17 protein-coding genes and 1 other RNA gene are annotated in these 22,321 nt (G+C 50.2%); 10 read left to right on the top strand and 8 right to left on the bottom strand.

Features of this window, described 5'->3' with window-relative positions; translation table 11 throughout:
* Positions 1 to 78 precede the first annotated feature (78 nt).
* Both ACJJI7_RS12910 and ACJJI7_RS12905 read right to left on the bottom strand, forming a co-directional pair.
* Positions 79 to 1,587: a fumarate hydratase gene (locus tag ACJJI7_RS12910; protein WP_444901983.1), complete on the bottom strand. Its 1,509-nt coding sequence runs from the start codon at positions 1,585 to 1,587 to the stop codon at positions 79 to 81.
* Between the two features lie 151 nt (positions 1,588 to 1,738).
* On the bottom strand, positions 1,739 to 2,494 hold the full coding sequence (locus ACJJI7_RS12905; protein WP_444901984.1) for a hypothetical protein: 756 nt from the start codon (positions 2,492 to 2,494) through the stop codon (positions 1,739 to 1,741).
* A 335-nt stretch (positions 2,495 to 2,829) separates the two neighbouring features.
* On the opposite strand from ACJJI7_RS12905, the gene ACJJI7_RS12900 reads away from it, so the two are divergent.
* Both ACJJI7_RS12900 and ACJJI7_RS12895 read left to right on the top strand, forming a co-directional pair.
* The gene (locus tag ACJJI7_RS12900; RefSeq protein WP_020411673.1) at positions 2,830 to 3,411 is read left to right on the top strand and encodes a superoxide dismutase; all 582 of its coding nucleotides are present in this window, start codon (positions 2,830 to 2,832) and stop codon (positions 3,409 to 3,411) included.
* A gap of 232 nt (positions 3,412 to 3,643) precedes the next feature.
* On the top strand, positions 3,644 to 5,521 hold the full coding sequence (locus ACJJI7_RS12895; RefSeq protein ID WP_282951286.1) for a DUF885 domain-containing protein: 1,878 nt from the start codon (positions 3,644 to 3,646) through the stop codon (positions 5,519 to 5,521).
* A gap of 77 nt (positions 5,522 to 5,598) precedes the next feature.
* Here the strand turns inward: ACJJI7_RS12895 and ACJJI7_RS12890 are convergent, their stop codons facing one another.
* The 4 genes from ACJJI7_RS12890 to ACJJI7_RS12875 all read right to left on the bottom strand — a co-directional run bounded on the left by ACJJI7_RS12890 (position 5,599) and on the right by ACJJI7_RS12875 (position 10,833).
* A complete protein-coding gene (locus ACJJI7_RS12890; RefSeq protein ID WP_020411670.1) occupies positions 5,599 to 7,416 on the bottom strand; it encodes a DUF885 domain-containing protein in 1,818 nt (605 codons plus the stop codon).
* Between the two features lie 452 nt (positions 7,417 to 7,868).
* Positions 7,869 to 8,804 (bottom strand): universal stress protein, encoded by a 936-nt coding sequence (locus ACJJI7_RS12885; RefSeq protein ID WP_020411669.1) that lies wholly within the window; start codon positions 8,802 to 8,804, stop codon positions 7,869 to 7,871.
* Between the two features lie 216 nt (positions 8,805 to 9,020).
* Complete coding sequence (hda, locus tag ACJJI7_RS12880) at positions 9,021 to 9,734, bottom strand: DnaA regulatory inactivator Hda (RefSeq protein ID WP_020411668.1); 714 nt, start codon at positions 9,732 to 9,734, stop codon at positions 9,021 to 9,023.
* 1 nt (position 9,735) lies between these two features.
* Positions 9,736 to 10,833 carry a DUF2066 domain-containing protein gene (locus tag ACJJI7_RS12875; RefSeq protein ID WP_020411667.1) on the bottom strand — a complete coding sequence of 366 codons (1,098 nt, stop codon included), beginning with the start codon at positions 10,831 to 10,833 and terminating at the stop codon, positions 9,736 to 9,738.
* Positions 10,834 to 11,109: 276 nt separating this feature from the next.
* Between ACJJI7_RS12875 and purM the strand changes: the two genes are divergently transcribed.
* The 5 genes from purM (at position 11,110) to ACJJI7_RS12850 (ending at position 16,556) form a co-directional block, all read left to right on the top strand.
* Positions 11,110 to 12,171 (top strand): phosphoribosylformylglycinamidine cyclo-ligase, encoded by a 1,062-nt coding sequence (gene purM, locus ACJJI7_RS12870; RefSeq protein WP_020411666.1) that lies wholly within the window; start codon positions 11,110 to 11,112, stop codon positions 12,169 to 12,171.
* Positions 12,171 to 12,824, top strand: coding sequence for a phosphoribosylglycinamide formyltransferase (gene purN, locus ACJJI7_RS12865; RefSeq protein ID WP_282951290.1), 654 nt, complete (start codon positions 12,171 to 12,173; stop codon positions 12,822 to 12,824). The genes purM and purN overlap by 1 nt, the downstream gene beginning before the upstream one ends.
* 97 nt (positions 12,825 to 12,921) lie before the next feature.
* Positions 12,922 to 13,626: a DUF3108 domain-containing protein gene (locus ACJJI7_RS12860; RefSeq protein WP_282951291.1), complete on the top strand. Its 705-nt coding sequence runs from the start codon at positions 12,922 to 12,924 to the stop codon at positions 13,624 to 13,626.
* 247 nt (positions 13,627 to 13,873) lie between these two features.
* Positions 13,874 to 15,271, top strand: a complete 1,398-nt coding sequence (locus ACJJI7_RS12855; RefSeq protein WP_020411663.1) for an outer membrane protein transport protein — start codon at positions 13,874 to 13,876, stop codon at positions 15,269 to 15,271.
* A gap of 505 nt (positions 15,272 to 15,776) precedes the next feature.
* The gene (locus ACJJI7_RS12850) at positions 15,777 to 16,556 is read left to right on the top strand and encodes a type IV pili methyl-accepting chemotaxis transducer N-terminal domain-containing protein (RefSeq protein WP_444901985.1); all 780 of its coding nucleotides are present in this window, start codon (positions 15,777 to 15,779) and stop codon (positions 16,554 to 16,556) included.
* 124 nt (positions 16,557 to 16,680) lie between these two features.
* Here ACJJI7_RS12850 and ACJJI7_RS12845 read toward each other — a convergent pair whose 3' ends face one another.
* Both ACJJI7_RS12845 and ffs read right to left on the bottom strand, forming a co-directional pair.
* On the bottom strand, positions 16,681 to 18,543 hold the full coding sequence (locus tag ACJJI7_RS12845) for a M2 family metallopeptidase (RefSeq protein ID WP_282951294.1): 1,863 nt from the start codon (positions 18,541 to 18,543) through the stop codon (positions 16,681 to 16,683).
* Between the two features lie 251 nt (positions 18,544 to 18,794).
* Positions 18,795 to 18,892: signal recognition particle sRNA small type (ffs, locus tag ACJJI7_RS12840), an RNA gene on the bottom strand.
* Between the two features lie 128 nt (positions 18,893 to 19,020).
* Between ffs and ACJJI7_RS12835 the strand changes: the two genes are divergently transcribed.
* From ACJJI7_RS12835 to ACJJI7_RS12825, 3 genes are all read left to right on the top strand, one after another.
* Positions 19,021 to 19,863 carry a 6-carboxytetrahydropterin synthase gene (locus ACJJI7_RS12835; protein WP_353374933.1) on the top strand — a complete coding sequence of 281 codons (843 nt, stop codon included), beginning with the start codon at positions 19,021 to 19,023 and terminating at the stop codon, positions 19,861 to 19,863.
* Between the two features lie 57 nt (positions 19,864 to 19,920).
* A complete protein-coding gene (locus ACJJI7_RS12830) occupies positions 19,921 to 20,637 on the top strand; it encodes a 16S rRNA (uracil(1498)-N(3))-methyltransferase (protein ID WP_444901986.1) in 717 nt (238 codons plus the stop codon).
* Between the two features lie 250 nt (positions 20,638 to 20,887).
* Positions 20,888 to 22,240: a substrate-binding domain-containing protein gene (locus ACJJI7_RS12825; RefSeq protein ID WP_444901987.1), complete on the top strand. Its 1,353-nt coding sequence runs from the start codon at positions 20,888 to 20,890 to the stop codon at positions 22,238 to 22,240.
* The last annotated feature ends 81 nt before the right edge of the window (positions 22,241 to 22,321 follow it).

Here is a 22,321-nt window from a genome sequence, read left to right as displayed (position 1 = left end):
AAACTTAATCCCTAAAAGCTTGAAGACAAAAAAAGCCGGGAACCTCGCGGACCCGGCTTGTATAAATTGAGGCAGCCCTTAGACGACGCCCTCCTCAATTTTTGCCTTCCAGATCAACGGTCCAGTGGTATGCACAGACTCACCTTGGCTATCGACAGCTACGGTTACTGGCATGTCCTCCACCTCAAACTCGTAGATGGCTTCCATACCCAGCTCCGGAAAAGCAATTACCTTGGAGGCTTTAATCGCTTGAGCTACCAGGTACGCTGCGCCGCCCACAGCCATCAGGTATACCGCTTTATTGTCACGAATCGCTTCAATTGCCACTGGGCCACGCTCTGCCTTACCGATCATCCCTTGCAGGCCAGTCTCTTCGAGCATAGTGCGCGTAAACTTATCCATACGGGTCGCGGTAGTTGGGCCTGCGGGGCCAACCACTTCATCCCGCACAGGATCTACCGGCCCTACGTAATAGATAAAGCGGCCAGTCAGGTCCACTGGCAGCTTCTCCCCTTTCGCTAGGATATCCACCATTTTTTTGTGAGCGGCGTCGCGACCAGTAAGCATCTTGCCATTCAGTAGCAAGGTTTCACCGGGCTGCCAGCTCTGCACATCCTCTGCAGTGACGGTATCCAGGTTGACACGGCGAGTGTTGCTGCCAGCTTCACGAGTAATTTCCGGCCAGTCTTCCAGCTTCGGCGGAGTCTGGCACGCGGGGCCAGAGCCATCCAGAGTGAAGTGCGTATGACGAGTAGCGGCACAATTGGGAATAATCGCCACTGCCTTGTTAGCTGCGTGAGTAGGATAATCCTTAATCTTTACATCCAGGACAGTGGTCAGTCCGCCAAGCCCCTGAGCACCAATACCCAGTTTGTTTACGGAATCATATAACTCCAAACGAAGCTCTTCAGCACGGCTGGAGGCGCCGCGCTCTTGCAGCTCCTGAATATCGATAGGATCTAGGAGTGACTCCTTAGCCAGTAACATGGCTTTCTCAGCAGTACCACCGATGCCGATACCCAGCATGCCCGGCGGGCACCAACCAGCGCCCATCTGCGGCACCATCTTCAAAACCCAGTCCACTACGGAGTCAGACGGATTCAGCATGGCAAACTTGGTCTTGGCTTCACTGCCACCCCCCTTGGCCGCTACGTAAACTTCGACAGTATCACCGGGTACAATCTCGTAGTGGATAACCGCTGGAGTATTGTCACCAGTGTTTTTACGCGCGCCATCAGGGTCATCAAGAATAGAAGCTCGCAGCACATTGCTGGCATTCTTATAGGCACGACGCACACCTTCGTTCACCATATCGGTGACACCCATTTCAGCGTCCCAGCGCACATTCATGCCCACTTTCAGCTTCACGGTCACAATACCCGTGTCCTGGCAAATGGGACGATGGCCTTCGGCGCACATACGTGAGTTGATCAGTATCTGTGCCATGGCGTCCTTGGCCGCCGGGTTGACCTCTTTCTCATAAGCCTTGTTCAGGGCCCGAATGAAGTCCTGTGGGTGGTAGTAAGAAATAAATTGCAGCGCGTCAGCCACGCTATCGATCAGATCATCCTGGCGGATAGTGGTCATACCCAACTCCGATTAACGTCTCAAGGCCGGCGATTCTACACGAAATGTAGGGTTATAGACCGGTTATTGATTTGGCAAGGGACTTGTTGATTTATCAGGGCAATAAAAAAGGGCGAACATAGGGTTCGCCCTTTTTTATTTCTCGCAATGCCTACATAGATGAGGCAGTTGGCTCGCTGGCCTGCAGGGAGCGAATTGCATCGCGCAATTGCACCAGATCTTTATTAACAGAGCGTCGATAAGCGTCGATAGACTCCACAGCTTCCTCGTTAGCGCCGACACGCATAGTCAGGTCACTGCGCACAGAAGCTAGTTGTCGTTCCAAACGCGAAATTTTATCCGTCATCTCGCGCTTGCTGTCGGTGTTACTCTTGCGCAGCTCCGACAATGCAGTTTCAACAGCGGCAATCTTCTTCACACTGGCATCGAGGCTGCCCAGCTTGGTATTGAGTGCAGCAACCTGCTTCTTATTGGCTGCAACAGCTGCTTTATTCGCAGTGATACTCTTGCGGTTAGTATCGTAAGCAACACCCCAGAGTTTACGAATCTCAGAGGAGTTCTCTTTGGCTTTAGCATTTAGCACCTCAACAGATGCCGTGGATTCCTCGTCAGAGAGATTAAAACGCTTCTCCAGCTCGGCAATCCGGCTCTCCGCATCGGCAATACGGTTTTCGGCATTAACCAATTGAGTACGGCTCTCTTGCCACTGCTGGTAGAGAAAACCTGAAACGGCAAGCCCGCCCATAGCGAGGACAAGTGCACACATACCGAGGAAGGAAAAACCTCCGCGGCGCTCTTCAACAATAACCTGCGGTTCAGTCGCCGTCTCACTCTCTCTTTGTGACCGTGGGTCCAGTGCTGGTTCAATAGCGGCGCTGCCGTCCAGTGTGGGCTCTCTGCGTTGCATGTATTAATACACCCGGTAGCTAAATCTGCTGAATTCGGTACCGGCTGGTTCAAAACAGCCCAGCCAGGTACCGGTAAATCGAATACTATGTGGCAATCAAAGCCGAGACAGATTCGTCGAATTCTGCGGCAGTTATACCAAAAATTGACGAAAAAGTAAGCGGCCACTGGTAAGAATAGACGACAGTCGCACACTGTCATCAATATACCCCCCCCCCCTTGAGTTCGAGGAAATCGTCCCAAATTCCCCTATTCAATCGCGCCGGCTTAATTCTGGCATACGGCGCGTGTAGAATGCTCTCACCAATAACCCGAAAACAAAGGAAGGAAGACACCATGGCTTTCGAATTGCCCGAACTCCCCTACGCGATGAATGCCCTGGCCCCACATATCTCCGAAGAAACTTTGGAGTACCACTACGGCAAACACCACAAAACTTACGTAGATAAACTGAACGGCCTGCTGGAAGGCACCGCTGATGCTGACAAATCCCTGGAAGAAGTCATCAAGTCCTCCTCTGGTGGTGTATTCAATAACGCGGCCCAGGTGTGGAACCACACTTTCTACTGGAACTGCCTGAGCCCCAACGGCGGCGGCGAAGCCACTGGCGCAATCGCTGAAGCTATCACTGCCGCTTTCGGCAGCTTTGAAAAATTCAAAGAAGAGTTTACCACCAGTGCCGTTAACAATTTTGGCTCCGGCTGGACTTGGCTGGTGAAAAAGGCTGATGGCTCAGTTGCAATCGTGAACACCTCCAATGCAGCTACTCCACTGACCGAAGAGGGTGTAACTCCCCTGATGACCTGCGATGTGTGGGAACACGCTTACTACATCGACTACCGCAACCTGCGTCCGAAGTACATGGAAGCCTTCTGGAATCTGGTGAACTGGGAATTTGTAAACCAGAATTTCGCTTAATCGCGAGTTCACCTAAAAAGCGGGCCCTGTGCCCGCTTTTTTATTTTTGGTCAGGGCGCAACTGTGACACCGAAGTGGAGGGAAACTGCCTCTGGCCAAAAGCACCACAAGTGCGCACAATACCTTCTACTGTGCGCTTTGGAACTGCAAATTCCATAGCAACGAAAACCTAGAGAATGCCACTTGAGTGGCACAAAGTAGCAACGAACCTCCGAACACTGGGAATATGCTCATGAAGTTGAAACCGACCCTGATCGCAGCTGCCATAAGTGCTCTTGTTATCAGCGGCTGTGACCGCGGCAAACCGAACACAGCGGAGCAGAATATGACCGCTCCTGCAGCAGAAAGCAAAGCCTCACAAGACACCACTACCGAGGTAAGCCAGGAAGCCATCAAACAGGTTAACCAGATGTTCGAGGACTTCTTCCAGGAGCATCTTTCCCGCAGCCCAGAATTCAAAACATTCCTGGGCAAAAAAGAGGACTACGATAAGTGGGACGACCTCTCCCCGGAATTCGCCAAAGAAACCCTGGAAATTGACAAGCGTCAGCTGGCTGAACTAAACAAAATTGACCCCAGTAACCTGGACGAAGCCACCCGACTGAGCTTGCGCTTGGCCAAGCGTAACCTGGAACAGGATATCGAGGGCTATAAGTGGCGCAACCACAGCTATCCCGTCAACCAGATGTACGCCACACACACCAGTGCGGCCTCCCTACTTATTAGCCAGCACCGCATTGACGATGTAAGTGATGCTGAGGCTTATATCGCGCGCCTGAATGCAATGCCCAAGTACTTCTCCCAGTTGGAAGAGAAACTGAAAGCCAATGCTGAAGCCGGCACTATTGTACCAAAATTCGTATTCCCCTACGTGATCAGTGATTCGCAAAACCTGATCAATGGTGCACCTTTTAACGGTGATAAAGACAGCCCTCTGTTTGCTGACTTTAAAGGCAAAGTAGAAAAACTGGATATTGGCAAAGAGCAGAAACAAGCACTCATCAACAAAGCCAGTACCGCGCTGAAAGAGAGCACGGGCCCCGCCTATGAAAAACTGATCGGCTATTTGCAGGAGCTTGAGAAAAAAGCCACCACCGACGACGGCGCCTGGAAACTGGCTGATGGTGAGGATTTCTACAAATTCCGACTGGGTGTATACACCACTACCGACATGACTGCTGATGAAATCCATCAGACAGGTCTCAAAGAAGTTGCACGTATCCACGACGAAATGCGTGAGATCATGCGCAAAGTAAAGTTCGAGGGTAACTTGCAGGAATTCTTCGAATTCATGCGAACCGACAAGCAGTTCTACTACCCCACTACAGAGGAAGGTAAGGCGGAATACCTGGAGAAAGCCACCGCTATTATCGACACCATGAAAGGGCGTTTGGATGAGCTGTTTATTACCAAGCCCAAAGCTGAACTTGATGTAAGAGCTGTTGAGCCATTCCGTGAAAAATCTGCCGGCAAAGCCTTCTATCAGCGCCCTGCTCCAGATGGGTCCCGTCCCGGCATTTACTACGCCAACCTCTACAACATGTCAGATATGCCCACCTATCAAATGGAAGCACTGGCTTACCATGAGGGTATCCCCGGCCATCATATGCAGCTCTCTATCGCCCAGGAGCTTCAGGATATTCCAAAATTCCGCAAATACGGTGGCTACACGGCCTATACCGAGGGCTGGGGGCTCTACTCAGAGCTGGTTCCCAAGGAACTGGGTTTCTATGAAGACCCCTACTCTGACTTTGGTCGCCTAGCTATGGAGTTGTGGCGCGCAGGCCGCCTGGTTGTGGATACTGGCCTCCACGCCAAGAAATGGACTCGCGAACAAGCCATCGACTACTTGGTGGAAAATACCCCCAACCCAAAAGGCGATGTAGTTAAGGCTATCGAACGCTATATCGTCATGCCCGGCCAGGCGACCGCTTATAAAATTGGCATGCTCAAGATTGTCGAGCTACGCGAGAAATCCAAGGCAGAGCTTGGTGACAAGTTTGATGTTCGCGGCTTCCACGACACTATTCTAGCCAATGGTGCAGTGCCACTTGATGTACTGGAAGAGCTCGTGAATGAATGGGTCGCACAAGTGAAAGCGAATAGCTAGCTTCATATAACAAAAGTAACCCCAATAAAAAGGCCGCTCATTGAGCGGCCTTTTTATTTTATGGGTACGAAAAAGCATTACCCTTTTTTCATTGTGATCCAGCTGTCCACCTGCTGCTCAAGCACTGCCAATGGCAAGGCTCCATTAGTTAAGACCACGTTGTGGAACTGTCGAATATCAAAGTCGCCACCCAATTTTTCACGGGCCCTTTCACGCAGCTCCAGGATTTTCAACATCCCTGCTTTATAAGCCAGGGCTTGGCCCGGCATCACAAGATAACGTTCAATTTCAGTGGTAACCTCAGTTTCTGTCATACCAGTTTTTTCCACCATATACTCGATAGCTTCCTCACGACTCCAGCGTTTGTGATGCATGCCGGTATCCACAACCAATCGTACAGCACGAAACATTTCCGCCTGCAGTCGACCCAGGTCATCATAGGGGTTTTCCTGGAAACCAGCCTCCTTCGCTACCTGCTCAGCATAGAGGGCCCAGCCTTCGGCATAGGCAGTAAATAAACCCATTTTTCGGAAAGTGGGAACCCCCTGTAATTCCTGGGCTATCGCCAATTGAAAATGATGGCCGGGAACAGCTTCATGATAGGCCAAGGTGCGCATGCCAAACTTCTTGGTTTCATGAACATCTCGCAAGTTTGCATAAAATACACCGGGGCGAGAACCATCCATAGCCGGGGGATTATAATAGGCGCCGGGAGCCCCCTGCTCCTTAAATTCAGGCACACGACGAACTTCAACACCCATCGCCGGCTTTATATCAAAGTAATCTCCCAAGCCCGTATTTACCTCATCAATCATCGCTTGATAATCGGCTATGATCTGCTCACGCCCCTGATCAGAATCCTCATAAAGGAACTGGGGGTCATTATTAATCCCCGCGAAACGCTCACTGATACTGCCGCTATCCTGGCCTACCGAGGCGAAAATTCGGCTCATCTCCCCTTCAATACGAGCAACCTCCTCAAGACCAATACGATGCAAATCCTCCGGTTTCAAATCAGTGGATGTATGACTGCGCACTTGGTAAGCGTAAAATTCATCACCATCCGGTAATGCCCAAACCCCATTATTTTCATAGACCTGTGGTTGCAACTCACGGTAATAAGCGATCAGGCTTTTATATGCAGGATAAACTTCCGCATCAATCAAAGCCTCACCCCTACCCAGAATACGTGTGCGCTCCTGCTCCGGTAATCCTTCAATTTTCCCTAAGCGCTCTTGCAAAGAGGTAAAGAGGATATTTTCATGAGCAGGAACAGCAATAAAACCCTGCATCTCCTCCAATACACTATCGATAACAAAGCGAGGTGGTAGAATTTTTTTCTGTTCACGGATTCTTAACCCGTCAAGCACCTGGGAGAACTTTCTATCAACCTCGCTTAGCCGGGAGAGATAATACTCTGCCTCTTTGACATTATTGATCTGGTGTACTTCGGCAAGAAATTCGGGCAAGCTATTTTGTACCCCAAACATCTGGTTAAGCGGATAATTATGATGTTTCCACCGCTCTCCCTCCACCATATTGCCAAGAAAGTGAGCAAACACATCGTATGAAATTGCCTTCTGCCCGTTTAGCTCCTCGCGGTTATACCCCTGCAGCACTGCCAGCTCATCTTTAATCATTTGCATCTGGCGTTGCTGTTCTTCTTCAGAAACATCATCCAAGTGAGCATTGTGCCCATCGATACCAAATTGCTCCAACACCCGCAGTTGGGAGAGAATCTCTGGACTGGTGCTACCGAGTTTAATAAAAGCACGCTCGAAATACACATTGATAGACCAGGGTTTAAAATAGATCGCATTAACAGCAAAGACCGATACTGCTACAACCCCGAGTAATAGTATCCCGCCTAACCATTTGGATATCCTTTTTATCATTATCTTCTCCTCCTAACTTGTGACTCCATTCTCACTCTATAATGAGGTCTGGCACAACCGCTCTGGCTTTTTAGTGCGACGAATAAGTAGAATTGAGCGACAAAACACCAACTGAAAATCAATTTAGGTAAGTAGCCACTTGAAACGCCCCGACTTAAATAAAACCCAACTGGCACCAAGGAACAAGTAATTTGGCAATCAATATGTAAATATTGATAACATCAATAAGAGTTAAACAGCTAAATAAAAGCAATATTCAGAAATACCAGGCCATACTGTCTCTAGACAATAACCTTCTTGAATTTTTCACTCAGAAAAAACAATCAAAAGAAACTAAAACCCCAAGCCACCCAACATATAAGAAAGATGGAAAAAAGACCCTGAAAAAAATCTAATAACTTGAAACAAAAGAAATTAATATATCAATTGCACCTTAGCCAAGAATCCAAAAATTAAATTTTAATAGGGGATTCAAAATCACTGGGCTTTAACGCTAGGAGAGAGCAGCTAACTTTTTGTAAGATATTCTCTGCGGTATTACCCATAATAAATCCAGGTATTCCCGCGCGCCCCACCGTTCCCATCACCAACAAATCAAGCTTTTCCTCATCGATTAACAGCGGGATATAGTTATCAGGATGGGCAATCACGTGATGGACCTGTATGTCTCCACCAATGCCCGATGCACGGATCAGCACATCCAGCTTCGAGCGATGTTGGGATCGCGCAGCCTCGGTAGCCTGATCCAATTCCTCTTCAGAAGCACTGAGCGGAAAATGGCGGCGCAGATACTCATCCACGTCATAGTCCCAGCAGGAAATTACATGTAGGGTGCCACTGCAGCTATCCGCCAATACCCTAGCCCAGCGCAACAGGCGAATTGCCAGATCATAAGTACTAGCCGCATCGGTCTCTGGGTCTATTGCCACTGCAACCCGAATATCAGTGTGAGTACGCTCTATTGGCCGACATAACCAAACCGGACAAGGGCATTTACGTAATAATTCCATATCAATAGCTTTAAAACCCTTACGCTGGGTGCGCCCTTCTACATTCTTAATGACCAAGTCATAGCCCCCGGTAAGAACCCGACGAATCACCCGTTCGGCGGGGCGTGGACCGCAGTCAGATTCTATTTCCAGTTTTATCTGATCCTTGGGCAGGTTCATCCTCTCCTGGGCTGAAGCAATCTCCCCCCTTACCCGCTCCAGCATGGCCTTTTCACACAACTCACCAAAATCCTCAAAACCTTCAGGTACTGCAGGGCACACTAACAAAACCTTAATATCCGCATGGTTATTGCGAGCAACTGCAAATGCCTGCAATAAGCCGCTACTTTCATCTTCCGCAGCGTGACTCACATAGAGGATTCTATGAACATTTGGCATATCAATCTCCTCTGGCTGTGAGCCTCGGAAGTAAGCAGGGACAGCAATTTACGCACGAGCCCCAAGGCCGTCACCACTTGATATTGTGGGGCGAGGGAAAATCAAAGAAAAAGGACCAATAAGGGCATCTGATGGATCTGAGAAAAGATCCGGGAGTAGAATATTTTTGTAGATAAACTACCGGCGCAGTGTAGCGCCGGTCAATCATCTAACCAATTAGATATCCAGCACTTGCTTCACAAAGGGGATGGTGATTTTGCGCTGTGCCATCAGGGAAGCTCTATCCAACTGCTCCAAGCACAGAAATAAGGCCCGGGTATCCCTAGGGGCGCGGTGTAATATGTATTGGGCCACATCCTCAGGCAAATCAAAACCACGCAAGCGGCTGCGCCTGCGCAGTGCAGCTACCTTATCCTTATCGTTCATGGGTTGTAGCTGGAATACCAGAGCCCACTGAAGACGTGACTGCAAGTCCGCGAGGGCAATGTCCATCCCCCGGGGGGACTTACGCGCCCCAAGCAACAGCTGCCTGCCACTATCCCTAACCCGATTGTATAGGTGGAACATCGCCGTCTGCCACTGTGGCTGCCCCTCCAAAAGGTGCAGGTCATCAATACAAACCAGATCCAGCTGCTCAAGGCCATCCAAAAGCACCAGAGGGTCCATCGCCATCAGCTCAGCCATAGGCAGGTATTGGAACGTACGACCATTGGCCTCGGCACTTTGGCAGGCCGACTGTAACAAATGGCTGACACCACTACCGGCCTCCCCCCAGATATACACTGCCGACTCGGGGTTCTGCCCACTTGCAAACGACTGAAGCATGGCTACAACCTGACGGTTGGGGTCCATCTCAGACAGATAGAAGTTATCGAAAGTGGCATCGTCCCGGAGGGAAACGCCCAGTGGCAACTGCTGCGGAATACTCATCTCAGTCCCAGCGATAACGCAACGGATTGTCAGCACTGCCCAGTGGGGCACGGTTTCCACTCAGGTCGATGGGGTCCCCGTGGCCCTGTGCCCTCAATTTATGGTTTAGTGCTAGGGCATCACGTAAATTGCGCATCCCCACAGAGGTGACCAAGGCCAAGCGCGCTCGATCGCTCTCCACTGAGAGCAGCTGAGCACTGCTCACCTGAGCCAACCCCTGCAGGTAAGCCAAAGCTTCGGTATAGTCGGCAAAACTACCAACACCAGACAGTTCAACAATCACAGCTCCAGATTCAGCATCCTGTCCTTCTGGGCGCACCGCATAGCGCTGGGCTAACAAGTTAGCCATCTGGTTAACCCCTCGTAAGGCCACCTCTTCCAAAGAACCACCATTACTGTCGAACGCATAGCTGCGCCCACCGTGTAACAGCAGCCAATCTGCCTGCCAGCGGCGGCCGGAAGCCTGCAATAGGCGCCCCATCAGAGTAGCATCGGGTCGGTAGCGAAAACCCGCACGTTCGGCAGCTGCCTCGTCTTGAGCCCAGAGGGACCCTAAAGGCATATTGCGCTGATCGTTGAGATCCATCACTGGGAAATCCAGTGGAACGCCCCGCTCTATGGCCATAGCGTCAAGCACAGAGAATAATTCTGGAGCATCTTCTTCACGCAGGACACTGCGGCCATCTTGCAGTGTATCTACGGCCAGCCAGACCAAAGTGCCTGGGCGGTTATTTGGCCACATAGGTAAACCCAGCTGGTGAACTTGCCTGGAGACAGCCTGGGGGTCAAAAGAGAGATGAAGATAAAGCTGATTGTTCTCGCTAGTGTAGCGATAGCCCTGTACTAACTGTTGAGCCTTTGGCAGGAGCGATTGCAGATTGGGGTTACTGCCAATAGCGGCATCCCCTGTAACCCGCACAAATACCCGCTCGAGTCCCCGGCTACCCGCAGCCGCACGGTCTGTAGCGCCACGACTGGGCACGGCTTCAACCACTTCGTATAGATCCGAGATAACTCGAGCCTGGACTGGCAGGCTTAGCGCACCGAAAAGCAGTGCCAGTAACTGCAACACCAATCCCTGCCGGAGCAGCTTGTGCATAGGATTTCTCTCCAAACCTCATTCCACCCCGTGAGCTTGCACGAAATTGTTATTGATGCGCAAGACGCCAAAATCCACGGTTAGGATAAAAATTGGGGCTATTGTATCAGCGTCGGCGACTTCTCTCAGCCCCGAGTTCTCACTATTCGTGTATTTCAACAGGCCAACATGGAGATAAATTCCATAATCACCTAATGAGATGCCGCCAGGGCGTGGCTACTGAGGCAAGACCCGGCTAGAATACGCGCCCTTCGAATACCCACCGCAGGAAGAATCATGAGCGATTCCAAGCCGCAATCCACTCAATCATCCCTCTCCTATAAAGATGCCGGAGTCGATATCGACGCGGGTAACGCCCTGGTAGAGCGCATCAAACATGTAGCCAAACGCACCTCCCGGCCAGAAGTAATGGGCGGCCTGGGCGGTTTTGGCGCCCTTTGCCAATTGCCCTCTGGCTATAAAGAGCCCGTATTAGTTTCTGGCACCGATGGTGTGGGAACCAAACTACGCTTGGCAATGGACTTGGGTATCCACGACAGCATCGGCATTGACCTGGTTGCCATGTGCGTCAACGACCTTGTCGTCGCAGGCGCTGAGCCCCTGTTCTTCCTCGATTACTACGCTACCGGCAAACTCAATGTAGATATCGCCACTGAGGTAGTCTCTGGAATTGGTAAAGGTTGTGAGCTGGCCGGCTGTGCACTGGTAGGTGGCGAGACCGCCGAGATGCCAGGCATGTATGAGGGCGACGACTACGACTTGGCCGGATTCTGTACGGGAGTGGTGGAAAAATCAGAAATCATCGACGGCAGCAAAGTCAAAAGCGGCGATATTTTGATCGGTCTCTCTTCCAGTGGGCCTCACTCCAATGGCTACTCACTGATCCGAAAAGTACTGGAAGTCAGCAGTGCCGACTTGGAAGAGGCTGTTGGCGGAGAAACCCTGGCCAAAGCCTTAATGGCGCCCACTCGTATCTATGTCAAGAACCTGCTACAGCTGATGAAGAGTGTCCAGGTTAATGCCCTCAGCCATATCACCGGCGGCGGCCTGCTGGAAAACCTGCCCCGTGTTCTTCCTGAAGGGTGCCTTGCGCGCGTTGACGTTAGCAGCTGGGAAATGCCGGCGGTATTTCGCTGGCTGCAGGGCGCAGGCAATATCGACCCACGCGAAATGTACCGCACATTCAACTGCGGTGTCGGCATGGTAATTTGTGTACCTGCTAATCAAGCTGATAAAGCTCTGGAAACCCTCAAACAACTGGGTGAGGAAGCCTTTGTAGTGGGCAGCATTGAAAATGCCGTTGAGGGCTCGGAAGCTGTTGAACTGGCAGGCTTATAATGACTCAGGGTGTATGCAAAGTTACCGTTTTGATCTCCGGCAGTGGCAGTAACCTGCAAGCGCTATTGGATGCCTCGGCAAAAACCGACGCGCCCTTTTCTATCTGCTCAGTTATCAGTAATAAATCTGGGGCCTACGGCCTGACTCGAGCCGCCGAAGCTGGCGTCTCATGCTCAGTGATTGATCATCGGGAGTTCTCCAGCCGAGAGGATTTTGACCGTGCTCTGATTTCCGAGATCGACAGCCAACAAACAGATCTGGTAGTCCTGGCCGGTTTCATGCGCATCCTGACACCGGAGTTTGTACAGCACTACAGCGGGCGCCTACTCAATATTCATCCTTCCCTGCTGCCAAAGTACCAGGGCTTACACACCCACCAGCGCGCCCTGGATGCCGGTGATTGCGAGCACGGCGCTACCGTGCACTTTGTTACCGAAGAACTGGATGGGGGCCCAGCCATCATCCAGGCTGTAGTCCCTATAAAAGATGGGGATACAACAGAGTCATTGGCCAAGCGGGTTCAAGTGCAGGAACATGCAATATACCCAATGGCAGTTACCTGGTTCGCAGAGAAAAGGTTGCATATGCACGGTGATCGCTCCCAGTTGGATGGCGAACTCCTACCCCGTAGCGGAGCCAAACTAAACAGCTGAGACCTGTTATTAGCTGGCGGGGTAAAAGTCCTTCAATGTACTTTGCCAGTCCCGCCGGCTAATATTCAAGGAGACTCAGTATTAGTGGGGCTCAGCCGTGCGTTTTTTAGTTTCCTCTCTATTTCTTTTTCTACTCACCAGCCAAACCCTGGCCAACCAATTAGAACCCTTTAAAGCGACCTATACTGCGCGCTTCAATGGTATCAGCGTCACCGCCACCCGCGAGCTCACAGGCCAGCAGGGCAATTGGCGACTGGATTTCAGCACCAACACCCTATTTGCCAGCATCAAAGAGTACTCCCGCTTTACCAGTGAGAACGGCCACATAACTCCCTACCATTACGAATATCGCCGCAAAGGACTGGGCCGTAATCGCGGCACTGTGCTCAATTTTGAACCAGACAAGGGCATGGTACTCAATGTTTCCAATCCCGAAAGGGATTTGAAAGATGTACCTCCACATATTCTCGATAAGGTCAGCTACCAGTTGCAACTGACAATGGATGTCGCCGCAGGCAAAGAAGACCTCCAGTACGAAATTGCCGATGGCAAGAAGATTCGCAAATACACTTTTGCCCGAGAAGGCACTGAAACCCTGGATACCCCGATGGGGGAAATCGAGACAATTAAAGTGCGCAGGGTTCGGGATGCCGACTCTGCAAGAGAGACAACAGTCTGGATTGCCCCCCAGTGGAACTATGCGTTAGTGAAGCTTGTTCAAAGAGAGGAAAATGGTAAAAAATACCAAATCACCATGACAAATCTATCCATTAATGGAAAAAACGTCAGCTCAGGCCAATAAAAAACCAGTTCCCCGCGAGGCAAAAAAAAATCTATTCATTTGATGGATTTTTGCCTCCTTTCTCATTATAAAGTGACTCCTTTCCCTTGCTCAGGCAGTTTTCTATTGCCTAACTTTTCCAGTAAGGGATTTGCTATGAAATCGGAAGGTATCTATATAAGTCTAACGGCCTTCCTTCCATGTAACGGCATTTATTCAAATGCTGCATATGGTTTTCAGTAATCAGCAGACTTAGAGATGGGCTCTCATGAATAAGAAATACCTGCGACACGCAGTTCTGGCCGCAGCAATCGGCTCCGTTTCCCAAGGCGCAATGGCAGCAGGTTTCTACCTGCAGGAAACCAGCGCATCTGGCCTAGGCCGCGCCTTCGCCGCCGAAAACACCATCGGTGACAATGCCTCTATCCTCGCACGCAACCCCGCGGGCTCTGCGCTGTTTGACACCTACACTATTTCAGGTGGCCTTACTTACGTAGACCCCAATATCGACGTATCTGGCGATGTTACTTATTTCGGGCCAATCCCAGGCACCCGGACCACTGTTCGGGCTGATGCCGACGATTACGCTACCAGCGCATGGATTCCCAACGGTTATTTAGCCGCACCGATCAACGATGAGTGGTCTTGGGGCCTGGCCATGTATACAGATTTTGGCCTTGAGACTGACTTCCCCGATAGCTTTCCAGCGGCTGCCATTGCAAACCAAACTGAGCTGCTGACAGTCAATATCCAGCCCTCTATTGCTTACGATATTAATAACACCTTTAGCATTGGCGCTTCTATCAATTTCCTGTACGCCGATGCAACCCTGAAGACCAATATACCGACAGACTTTGTTCTTGACCCAATCTTCAGTAATCCTGCGGTCTTAGGCAGAGGCCTCTCTGGCGCTTCCGTTCTTAAGATTGAGGGCGATGGCTGGGATGTTAGCTGGACCTTAGGTGCATTGTGGCGCATCAGTGATAATACCCGCGCCGGCATTTCTTACCATGCCAAGTACGATCCCAAACTCAAAGGGGATGTGAGTTCCGACTTAATACCTCCCCCCCCTGCCGCGCCATTTGATGATACCAGCGGCAACCTCACGTTAGACCTGCCGGATACTTTGGAGCTGGGTTTCTACCACCGCTTCGACAACCAATGGGCAGTTGCAGTTGGCTATATGTGGACCAACTGGGAAGAGTTTGAGCGTCTCGAAGCCTTTATCCCAAGCGCTGGTGAGGGGTTCAATCCTCTACTCATCAAAGAAGAAAACTTTAAAAGCGGTTCACGCTTCAGCCTCGCTGGCGAGTATTTCTACAATGATGATATTACCGTGCGCTTCGGCTATGCCTATGACCAAGGTGCAGCGCGCGATGGTTTCAATCGTCACGAGCAAGAAGAAATTCTTGCCACTACTGGCCTGGACCTCCCCATCACCTGGCGCACATTATCCATTCCAGACACCGATCGTCAGTGGCTCACGCTTGGTGGAACCTATCAATATAATGAAAAGCTGAGCGTAGATGCCGGCATAGCTTACATCTGGGGTGACGACGAGAGAATTCAGGAATATACACCAATCCCCGTTCCGACCTACTACGATGGCGGCACGACCAAAACAGAGGCCTGGCTGTTCAGTGCAGCCATTAACTACCGCTTCTGATTAGCAAGTCCCCACGAAAAAAAGGCTCTACCTCCGGTAGGGCCTTTTTTGTTTACAGACCAACAAAAGACACCCGCTTCAAGCCCCCAAAGCCTTGCCTATACCACCACAGCCCCGACCTTAAAAAAAGGGGGTAGATAACCATCCAGGCAAATTTGCTATAAACACCCCTCAAGTTAATTAAATTCAAATCTCTGTCTAACCCAAAAATCCAACGCCAACAATTTTGCTTGTCGATTAAATTCTACCAATGACTCTCAACAAAAAGCGGCCACTAGAACCACCCCTCTTTCTTTGTTGTGACCATGACCTGGAACAAGGAGCAAGCAAAATAGTAACAACTGAAATTCCACCTTGAACCCGATTGCAATGAACAACCTACTGAGGGCACTAGAAGTTTAGGCGAACCGAGCACCACTGGCAGCAGTACCGGATCTATACCCCGGCACCAGCCCGATCAAACAAAAATCAAAACCGAAAACAACCAAGCAACAAGAGTAAAATCATGAAGTTAATAGCAGTACTTTTCTTGTTATTCTTAAGCTTCGATATCTCGGCCTTCACCATGGGAGATGCCATCAATATAGCTGGCCGACAGCGGATGCTGTCTCAGCGTATCACCCAGGCGTATATCCTCCGCGGAATACAGCCCAGTGCGGAGCGCCACAAAAAAGTCTTTTCAAGGTCCCTCCAGGAGTTCAAGCGAAACCACGAAAAACTAAGTAACTTTCAGGGCGCGGAAAAAATCGAAACCCAATTAATAAAAGTGCAAAAGGAGTGGGAAAAATTTGAAAAAATCGCCCTCCAACCCACCAGCAAGGAAAGCGCTACTAAGCTGTTTGAACGGAGTGATGAACTCCTGTCTGAAACCCATGCTTATGTTGTGAAGCTCCAGCAACTTGCACCGCATAATAGCGCTGAGTTAATTAACATCGCAGGTCGGCAACGCATGCTCTCCCAGCGCATAGCCAAAAACTATGCTGCTAAACTCTGGGAAATTTCCCAAGATAATGCCAGTAGCGGTCTGCAACAGGATCTTTCCGAGTACTCCAACCGCCTTAACCAGCTTCTGGAAAGCCCACTCAACACACCCGAAATCACCCACAATCTGCGTAAAGCTCAGGATCACCTAAATTACGCCAGTCGCGGGTTCGAAGGAGAGATGAAAATATCTGAGAAGCGCCAGATTCAAGTAATTACAGGCACTACCGATCTAATGCTGCGCAATATGAATGTTATTACTCAGCTGTATGCCAAATTATTGGATTCAAGCACAACTTTATAAGAACAGAGAGTGCAATTGAAAGAATACTCCAGAAAAGCTTTGAAGAAACCATCGGAACAATAAGAAAGGGGGGAGCCCCCCTTTCTTAATTAGTGCGCTAATACGCTATTGGATAACCAGCAGATTACCAGCCGCACTGACGCCCCTGGTTTTGCTCTTCCAGATAGGCCATCAAAGGCTGGAAGTAATCGATAATTGCCGAGGCATCCAGATCGCGCTGGCCAGTCAGAGCTTCCATTGCATCGGGCCAGGGCTTGCTTGCACCCATAGCCAACATGGTGCGCAACTTCTCGCCCGCTTCATCATTTTTGTAAATAGAGCAACGATGCAGCGGCCCGGTTTCACCAGCGGCCTCACAGAGTGCACGATGGAACTGGAACTGCTGAATACGCGCAAGGAAGTAGCGGGCATAAGGCGTATTACCTGGAATGTGGTACTTGGCACCCGGGTCAAAATTCGCTTCGGTGCGCTCTACTGGAGCTTCAATACCCTGGTATTCCTCACGCAATTTCCACCATGCCTTGTTGTAATCGGAAGGCTGCACTTCGCCATTAAATACCTGCCAACGCCATTTATCTACCAACAAACCAAAAGGCAGGAAGGCAATCTTATCCAGCGCCTGCTGCATCAGGTAGCCAATATCCTTACTCTCGTCCGGCACCTCATTCATCAAGCCGATTTCTTTAAGGTACTTCGGGGTAATAGATAGCGCGATAGTGTCGCCAACAGCTTCATGGAAACCATCATTGGCACCCTCTTTGTAGAGGAAAGGCTGGTCCTTATAGATGCGCTGGTAGAAGTTATGGCCCAATTCATGATGGATTGTAACCAGGTCTTCACCAGTCTTGTTGATACACATCTTGATACGAATGTCGTCCTGACCATCCATATTCCAGGCACTGGCATGACATACCACATCCCGATCCTGGGGCTGGGTGAACTGTGAGCGCTCCCAGAAAGTATCAGGTAGCGGCTCAAAGCCAAGAGAGGTGAAGAACTTCTCACCCACCTTCACCATATCCTTCTCGCTCATGCCAGAGTCAACAACGAGCTGAGTCAGGTCATAAGGCGCTTGCATGTCCTCATCTTTAACCAATTCATAGATATTGCCCCATTCCTGAGCCCACATGTTACCGAGCAAATGTGCCGGAATTTTGCCCTGGGCAGGTGCAACCTCATCGCCATAATGCTCATTCAGCTTGGCACGCACATGGCAATGCAGGGCCTCATACAAAGGCTTCACCTTATTCCACTGCGTATCCATATCAGCTGCGAAAGCATCCGGTTTCATATCGTACTTGGAGCGCCAGAAAACACTCAAGTTGTCATAGCCCAGCTCTTTGGTACCGGCGTTGCCGATCTCAACCTGGCGCTCATAAAGTGGCTTCATTGGAGGAGAGACTTTGCGCCAACCGACCCAAAGATCCTTGAGTAGTTCAGGGTCGCGATTGGTGGCCATCATCTGACCCATTTCGGTCAGGGTATAGCACTTCTCATCCCCCGACTCCTCACGGCAGTATTTGCCAGCGCCATACATACCCTGCATCTTCGAGCCGATTTGAGCCAATTCGGAAGTTAATGCCGGATCCTTCGGAGCGGGGAATACCAAGCCCTGCTTCAACATAGTCAGCTTGCGGCGGGTATCTGCATCCAGTTCCAGGTTATTGAACTTAGCTGCTTCGGAGGCGAGTTCCACGGCCAGGGTCGTGTAACGCTCACTGGCGAGCGCTTCAACGTACTGGGAGTCCATATTGATGTAAGTCGAAGCCAACCAGGCTGCATGGCTCATCTCCTGGGCCATTTTTTCCAGGCGCGCCTGGGCGCCATCCAGGAACGCCTGGGCATCTTTGGCTGTCAGCTGACCTTGTTCTGCCGCCGGACTTGCTGCAGTAGCCTGAGCCACATCAATATTTTTCGGAGCCTGTTGGCCATCGTCGCAAGCAGACAGCGCCACCGTAGTGGCGATGGCGAAAGCAATTTTCTTCATCTTCCCCTCAGATAATCATTATTGGGCCTGGTTATAACTGACGCCGTTTATAGCATAAGCTTCATATTGTCATCGACGTCAGGCGCAATTTGAAAGCCCAGTTCGACACAAAATACCTTTTATTGCAGATTTTCCGGGGGAAAATACGGCTCAAAACCAGTCAGTTCGCGAGGTCTCAAGAAGCTTACTTCGCAACGGGGAAAGAAGATCTAAAAGAAAATAGAAGGGAAAGACTGAGAAGATGGAGGCAGCCCAACCAGCAACACCCTCGGCACATGATACCACTGCTACCGTTGCTCCCTTCCGGGCCTGGCGGGGTTCACAGCTGCTCATTGCGAGGGGACCGGAAGGGCCGCCACAACGATCTTCGGTGCATCCGAAGAGGGCGCGATTATAGAGGCATAAAGGCGCAAGTTCCAGCCCTATTAACAGGTTATAATAGACGTCTAGTATTTTACCCCTTCAATAGAGTTACTCATGCACCTTTTTGTCGATAATTTGACCAATGTTGACTTCAGCTACCTGGACCATGAACGCGGGTTGGTAGGAGAGACATGGCTGGCCAATGCTGCCCTTGAGGGCACCCTGGATCACCAGGGTATGGTTTGTGACTTTGGTATCGTTAAAAAGACTCTACGCCATTGGCTGGATGATCAACTTGACCACCGCCTTTTAGTGCCCACCAAGGCCCCAGGCCTGACACTTACTAATGAAGGCGAGCTAATTTCACTCAGTTGGCAGCTGGCAAATGGCGAGCAAATTGCCGTATCCGGGCCCGAGCAGGCTTTCGCTCTAGTCGAAGCTGACACTATTAATAGAGACACCGTTGCAAACTGGAGTGTAAAGCAGCTGGCCAGCTCCTTTCCGACCAGTGTCGAGCAACTCAAGCTCTCTTTTGAAGATGAAAAAATAGAAGATGCCTTCTACCACTACAGCCATGGGCTAAAAAAACACGATGGCAATTGCCAGCGAATTGCCCATGGCCATCGATCCCGCATCCAGATTTATTCTGCTGGAGAGCGCGACAAGCAGCTGGAGCAACAATGGGCAAAACGCTGGGAAGACATCTATATAGGAACCCGCGAAGATTTAATTGAGGAGGGCGAGAAAACCCTGAGCTTCGCTTATCGGGCTCAGCAGGGCAATTTCACTCTGGAGATTCCTGTACGCTGTTGCGAGGTGATCAACTGCGATACTACCGTGGAGCAACTGGCTCAATATATTGCCAATACCCTGGCCAAAGATTTGCCTGGAAAAGAAATCACCGTTCGCGCTTATGAAGGCTTGGGTAAAGGGGCTATCGCCTCCGCCAAGCAATAAGCTTTTGCGCAAAACAAAGCAAAATTATTCCCTGGGCCCAGCAAAGGTTAGCGGATTTTGAACCTGATTGTTTTACGGGAAACTGATTTCTTCGACTCAACACATGTACGCCTCTCAGGCCGCAGGTTGGAGCATATTATCCAAGTCCATCGAGCTGCACCGGGGCAGCAACTGCGTGTTGGGTTACTCAATGGCAAGATTGGTTTTGGTGAAATCACTTTTCTTACTGATCAACAAGTAGAGTTAAGGGTGGAGTTACAAAACAGCCCTCCACCACCACTACCTCTTACGCTGGTTCTGGCATTGCCGCGCCCTAAAATGTTGAAGCGGATTATTCAGCATATCACTGCCCTAGGCGTAAAAAAGCTGGTTCTCCTGAATAGCTATCGTGTAGAAAAGTCCTATTGGCAAACACCCTGGCTGGAACCGGATAAACTATTCGAACAGTGCCTGTTAGGCCTTGAGCAGGCTGTAGATACTCAGATGCCGGAAATCATCTTGCGCAAGCGCTTCAAACCGTTTGTGGAGGATGAGCTACCCGAGCTATCCGCCAATACATTAAAATTGGTAGCTCACCCGGTAGGTGGCGATACCTGTCCCGTTGATATCGATAAGACAACAACGCTTGCGATTGGCCCTGAGGGAGGCTTTATCCCCTACGAAATTGAAAAGCTAAAGGAGGCCGGTTTCCACTCGGTACATTTGGGAGCGCGTATTCTGCGCGTGGAAACCGCGCTGCCAGTATTGGTAAGTCGCCTTTTCCCCGCCCGCTGAGCATACACAACCGAACGGAAAAGGGGTTGTAAAAAAAATTAAGCAGCCTCTTACACCCGAGCCACCTCTATTACAAAGCCTTAATCTCTCCTACCTCACAGCTTCAAATTTCCACTCGATAATTTAATACGAATCACTCCTACAGCGGATAGTGAGACATTTGCACGTTTTATTCATCAAGATTTCATCATTTTGTAATAAATAAGACATATTTTGCGGCCTCGTTTTTCTTCCCTATGGGCGAGTTTTTATGTACCTGTTCCTTCACCGGCTATGTTTCACCTTATCACTTTTACTGGGGCCTATACTCACCCCGGCGGCTGCAGCTGAGCGGCCTCCTTTCGACTCGAGCACTTCGGGCCTGTTGTTTACCTTACACGGATCCAACACCATCGGTGCACAGCTGGCACCCAACTTGATTCGCGATTACCTCTCCGCAAAAAGCGCCAGAAATATTCGCGTAATCCCCTTGAACACTCCCAATGAACTTCGCGTACAGGCAGACACTGGCAGTAACACCGTTTTCATTGATATAGCGGCGCATGGTTCAAGTACTGGGTTTAAAGGGCTTGAGCAGTCTCAAGCAGATATTGCCATGGCTTCCAGACCGATCAAGGATACGGAATTATCATCTCTGAGCCGCCTTGGAGACATGCGCAGTAGCCGGGCAGAGCATGTAATTGCTATCGATGGCCTGGCAATTATTGTGCATCCCGGTAATCGCATCGAAAAACTGACCTTGCAACAAATCGCCTCTATTTTCTCCGGCAGAATTACCAACTGGTCCCAACTCGGCGGTAACAAAGGTCGAATCAAAGTCTATGCCCGTGATAATCAATCTGGCACCTGGGATACATTCAAGAATCTGGTACTTGGCAAAAGCCACACACTCGCCGGCAGCGCAAAACGCTTTGAATCCAATGATCAACTCTCGGACCTGGTTGCCGCAGACCCCAACGGCATTGGCTTTGTTGGGCTGGCATCAATAAGGCAATCCAAGGCAATCTCTGTTTCCGATGAAGATACTTTGCCTCAAGCACCTGAACACTTAACTGTTGCGACCGAAGATTATCCCCTATCACGCCGCCTGTTTTTATATACACCGGTGTATTCAGCCAAACCAGCTGCCGATGATTTTCTACGTTTTGTGCAAAGTGAGCTGGGACAAGAGCAGGTAAAAGCCACAGGGTTTGTTGCACAGACCCCAATTGGTGTAAAGCCTGGCAGCTTAAGGGAAGGCCCAGTGGAGTATTTGACCCTGACTGAAAAAGCAGAACGACTAAGTATTAATTTCCGCTTCTCTGAAGGTAGTGCGTCTCTGGACAACAAAGCCCAGCAGGATATTCAAAGACTCGCAAACTATATGCAAAAACCCCAAAATCGTGATCGCCGATTGCTACTGATTGGATTTGGCGATGAAAAAGCCAGCCCGGAACGTTCAGTAATTCTATCCAAGCTGCGTGCAGTAACTGTGCGATCCGCACTTCGCGACCACCAGATAAACACTGCTCCCGTACAAGGCTTCGGCGCTTACCTACCTATTGCATCGAACAACTCCAGTGGCAAAGTCAAAAATCGCCGGGTTGAAGTTTGGCTTCTGTAAATTGAAGATCCTGCCGTTTCACAGGGAAGAAAAAATGATTGAGGCGGGATTAAATCCGATGGAGTGTTCTGTAAAGTCCTT

Source organism: Microbulbifer variabilis (genome assembly GCF_056232115.1).
This window is presented reverse-complemented; position numbering and strand designations above follow the sequence as displayed.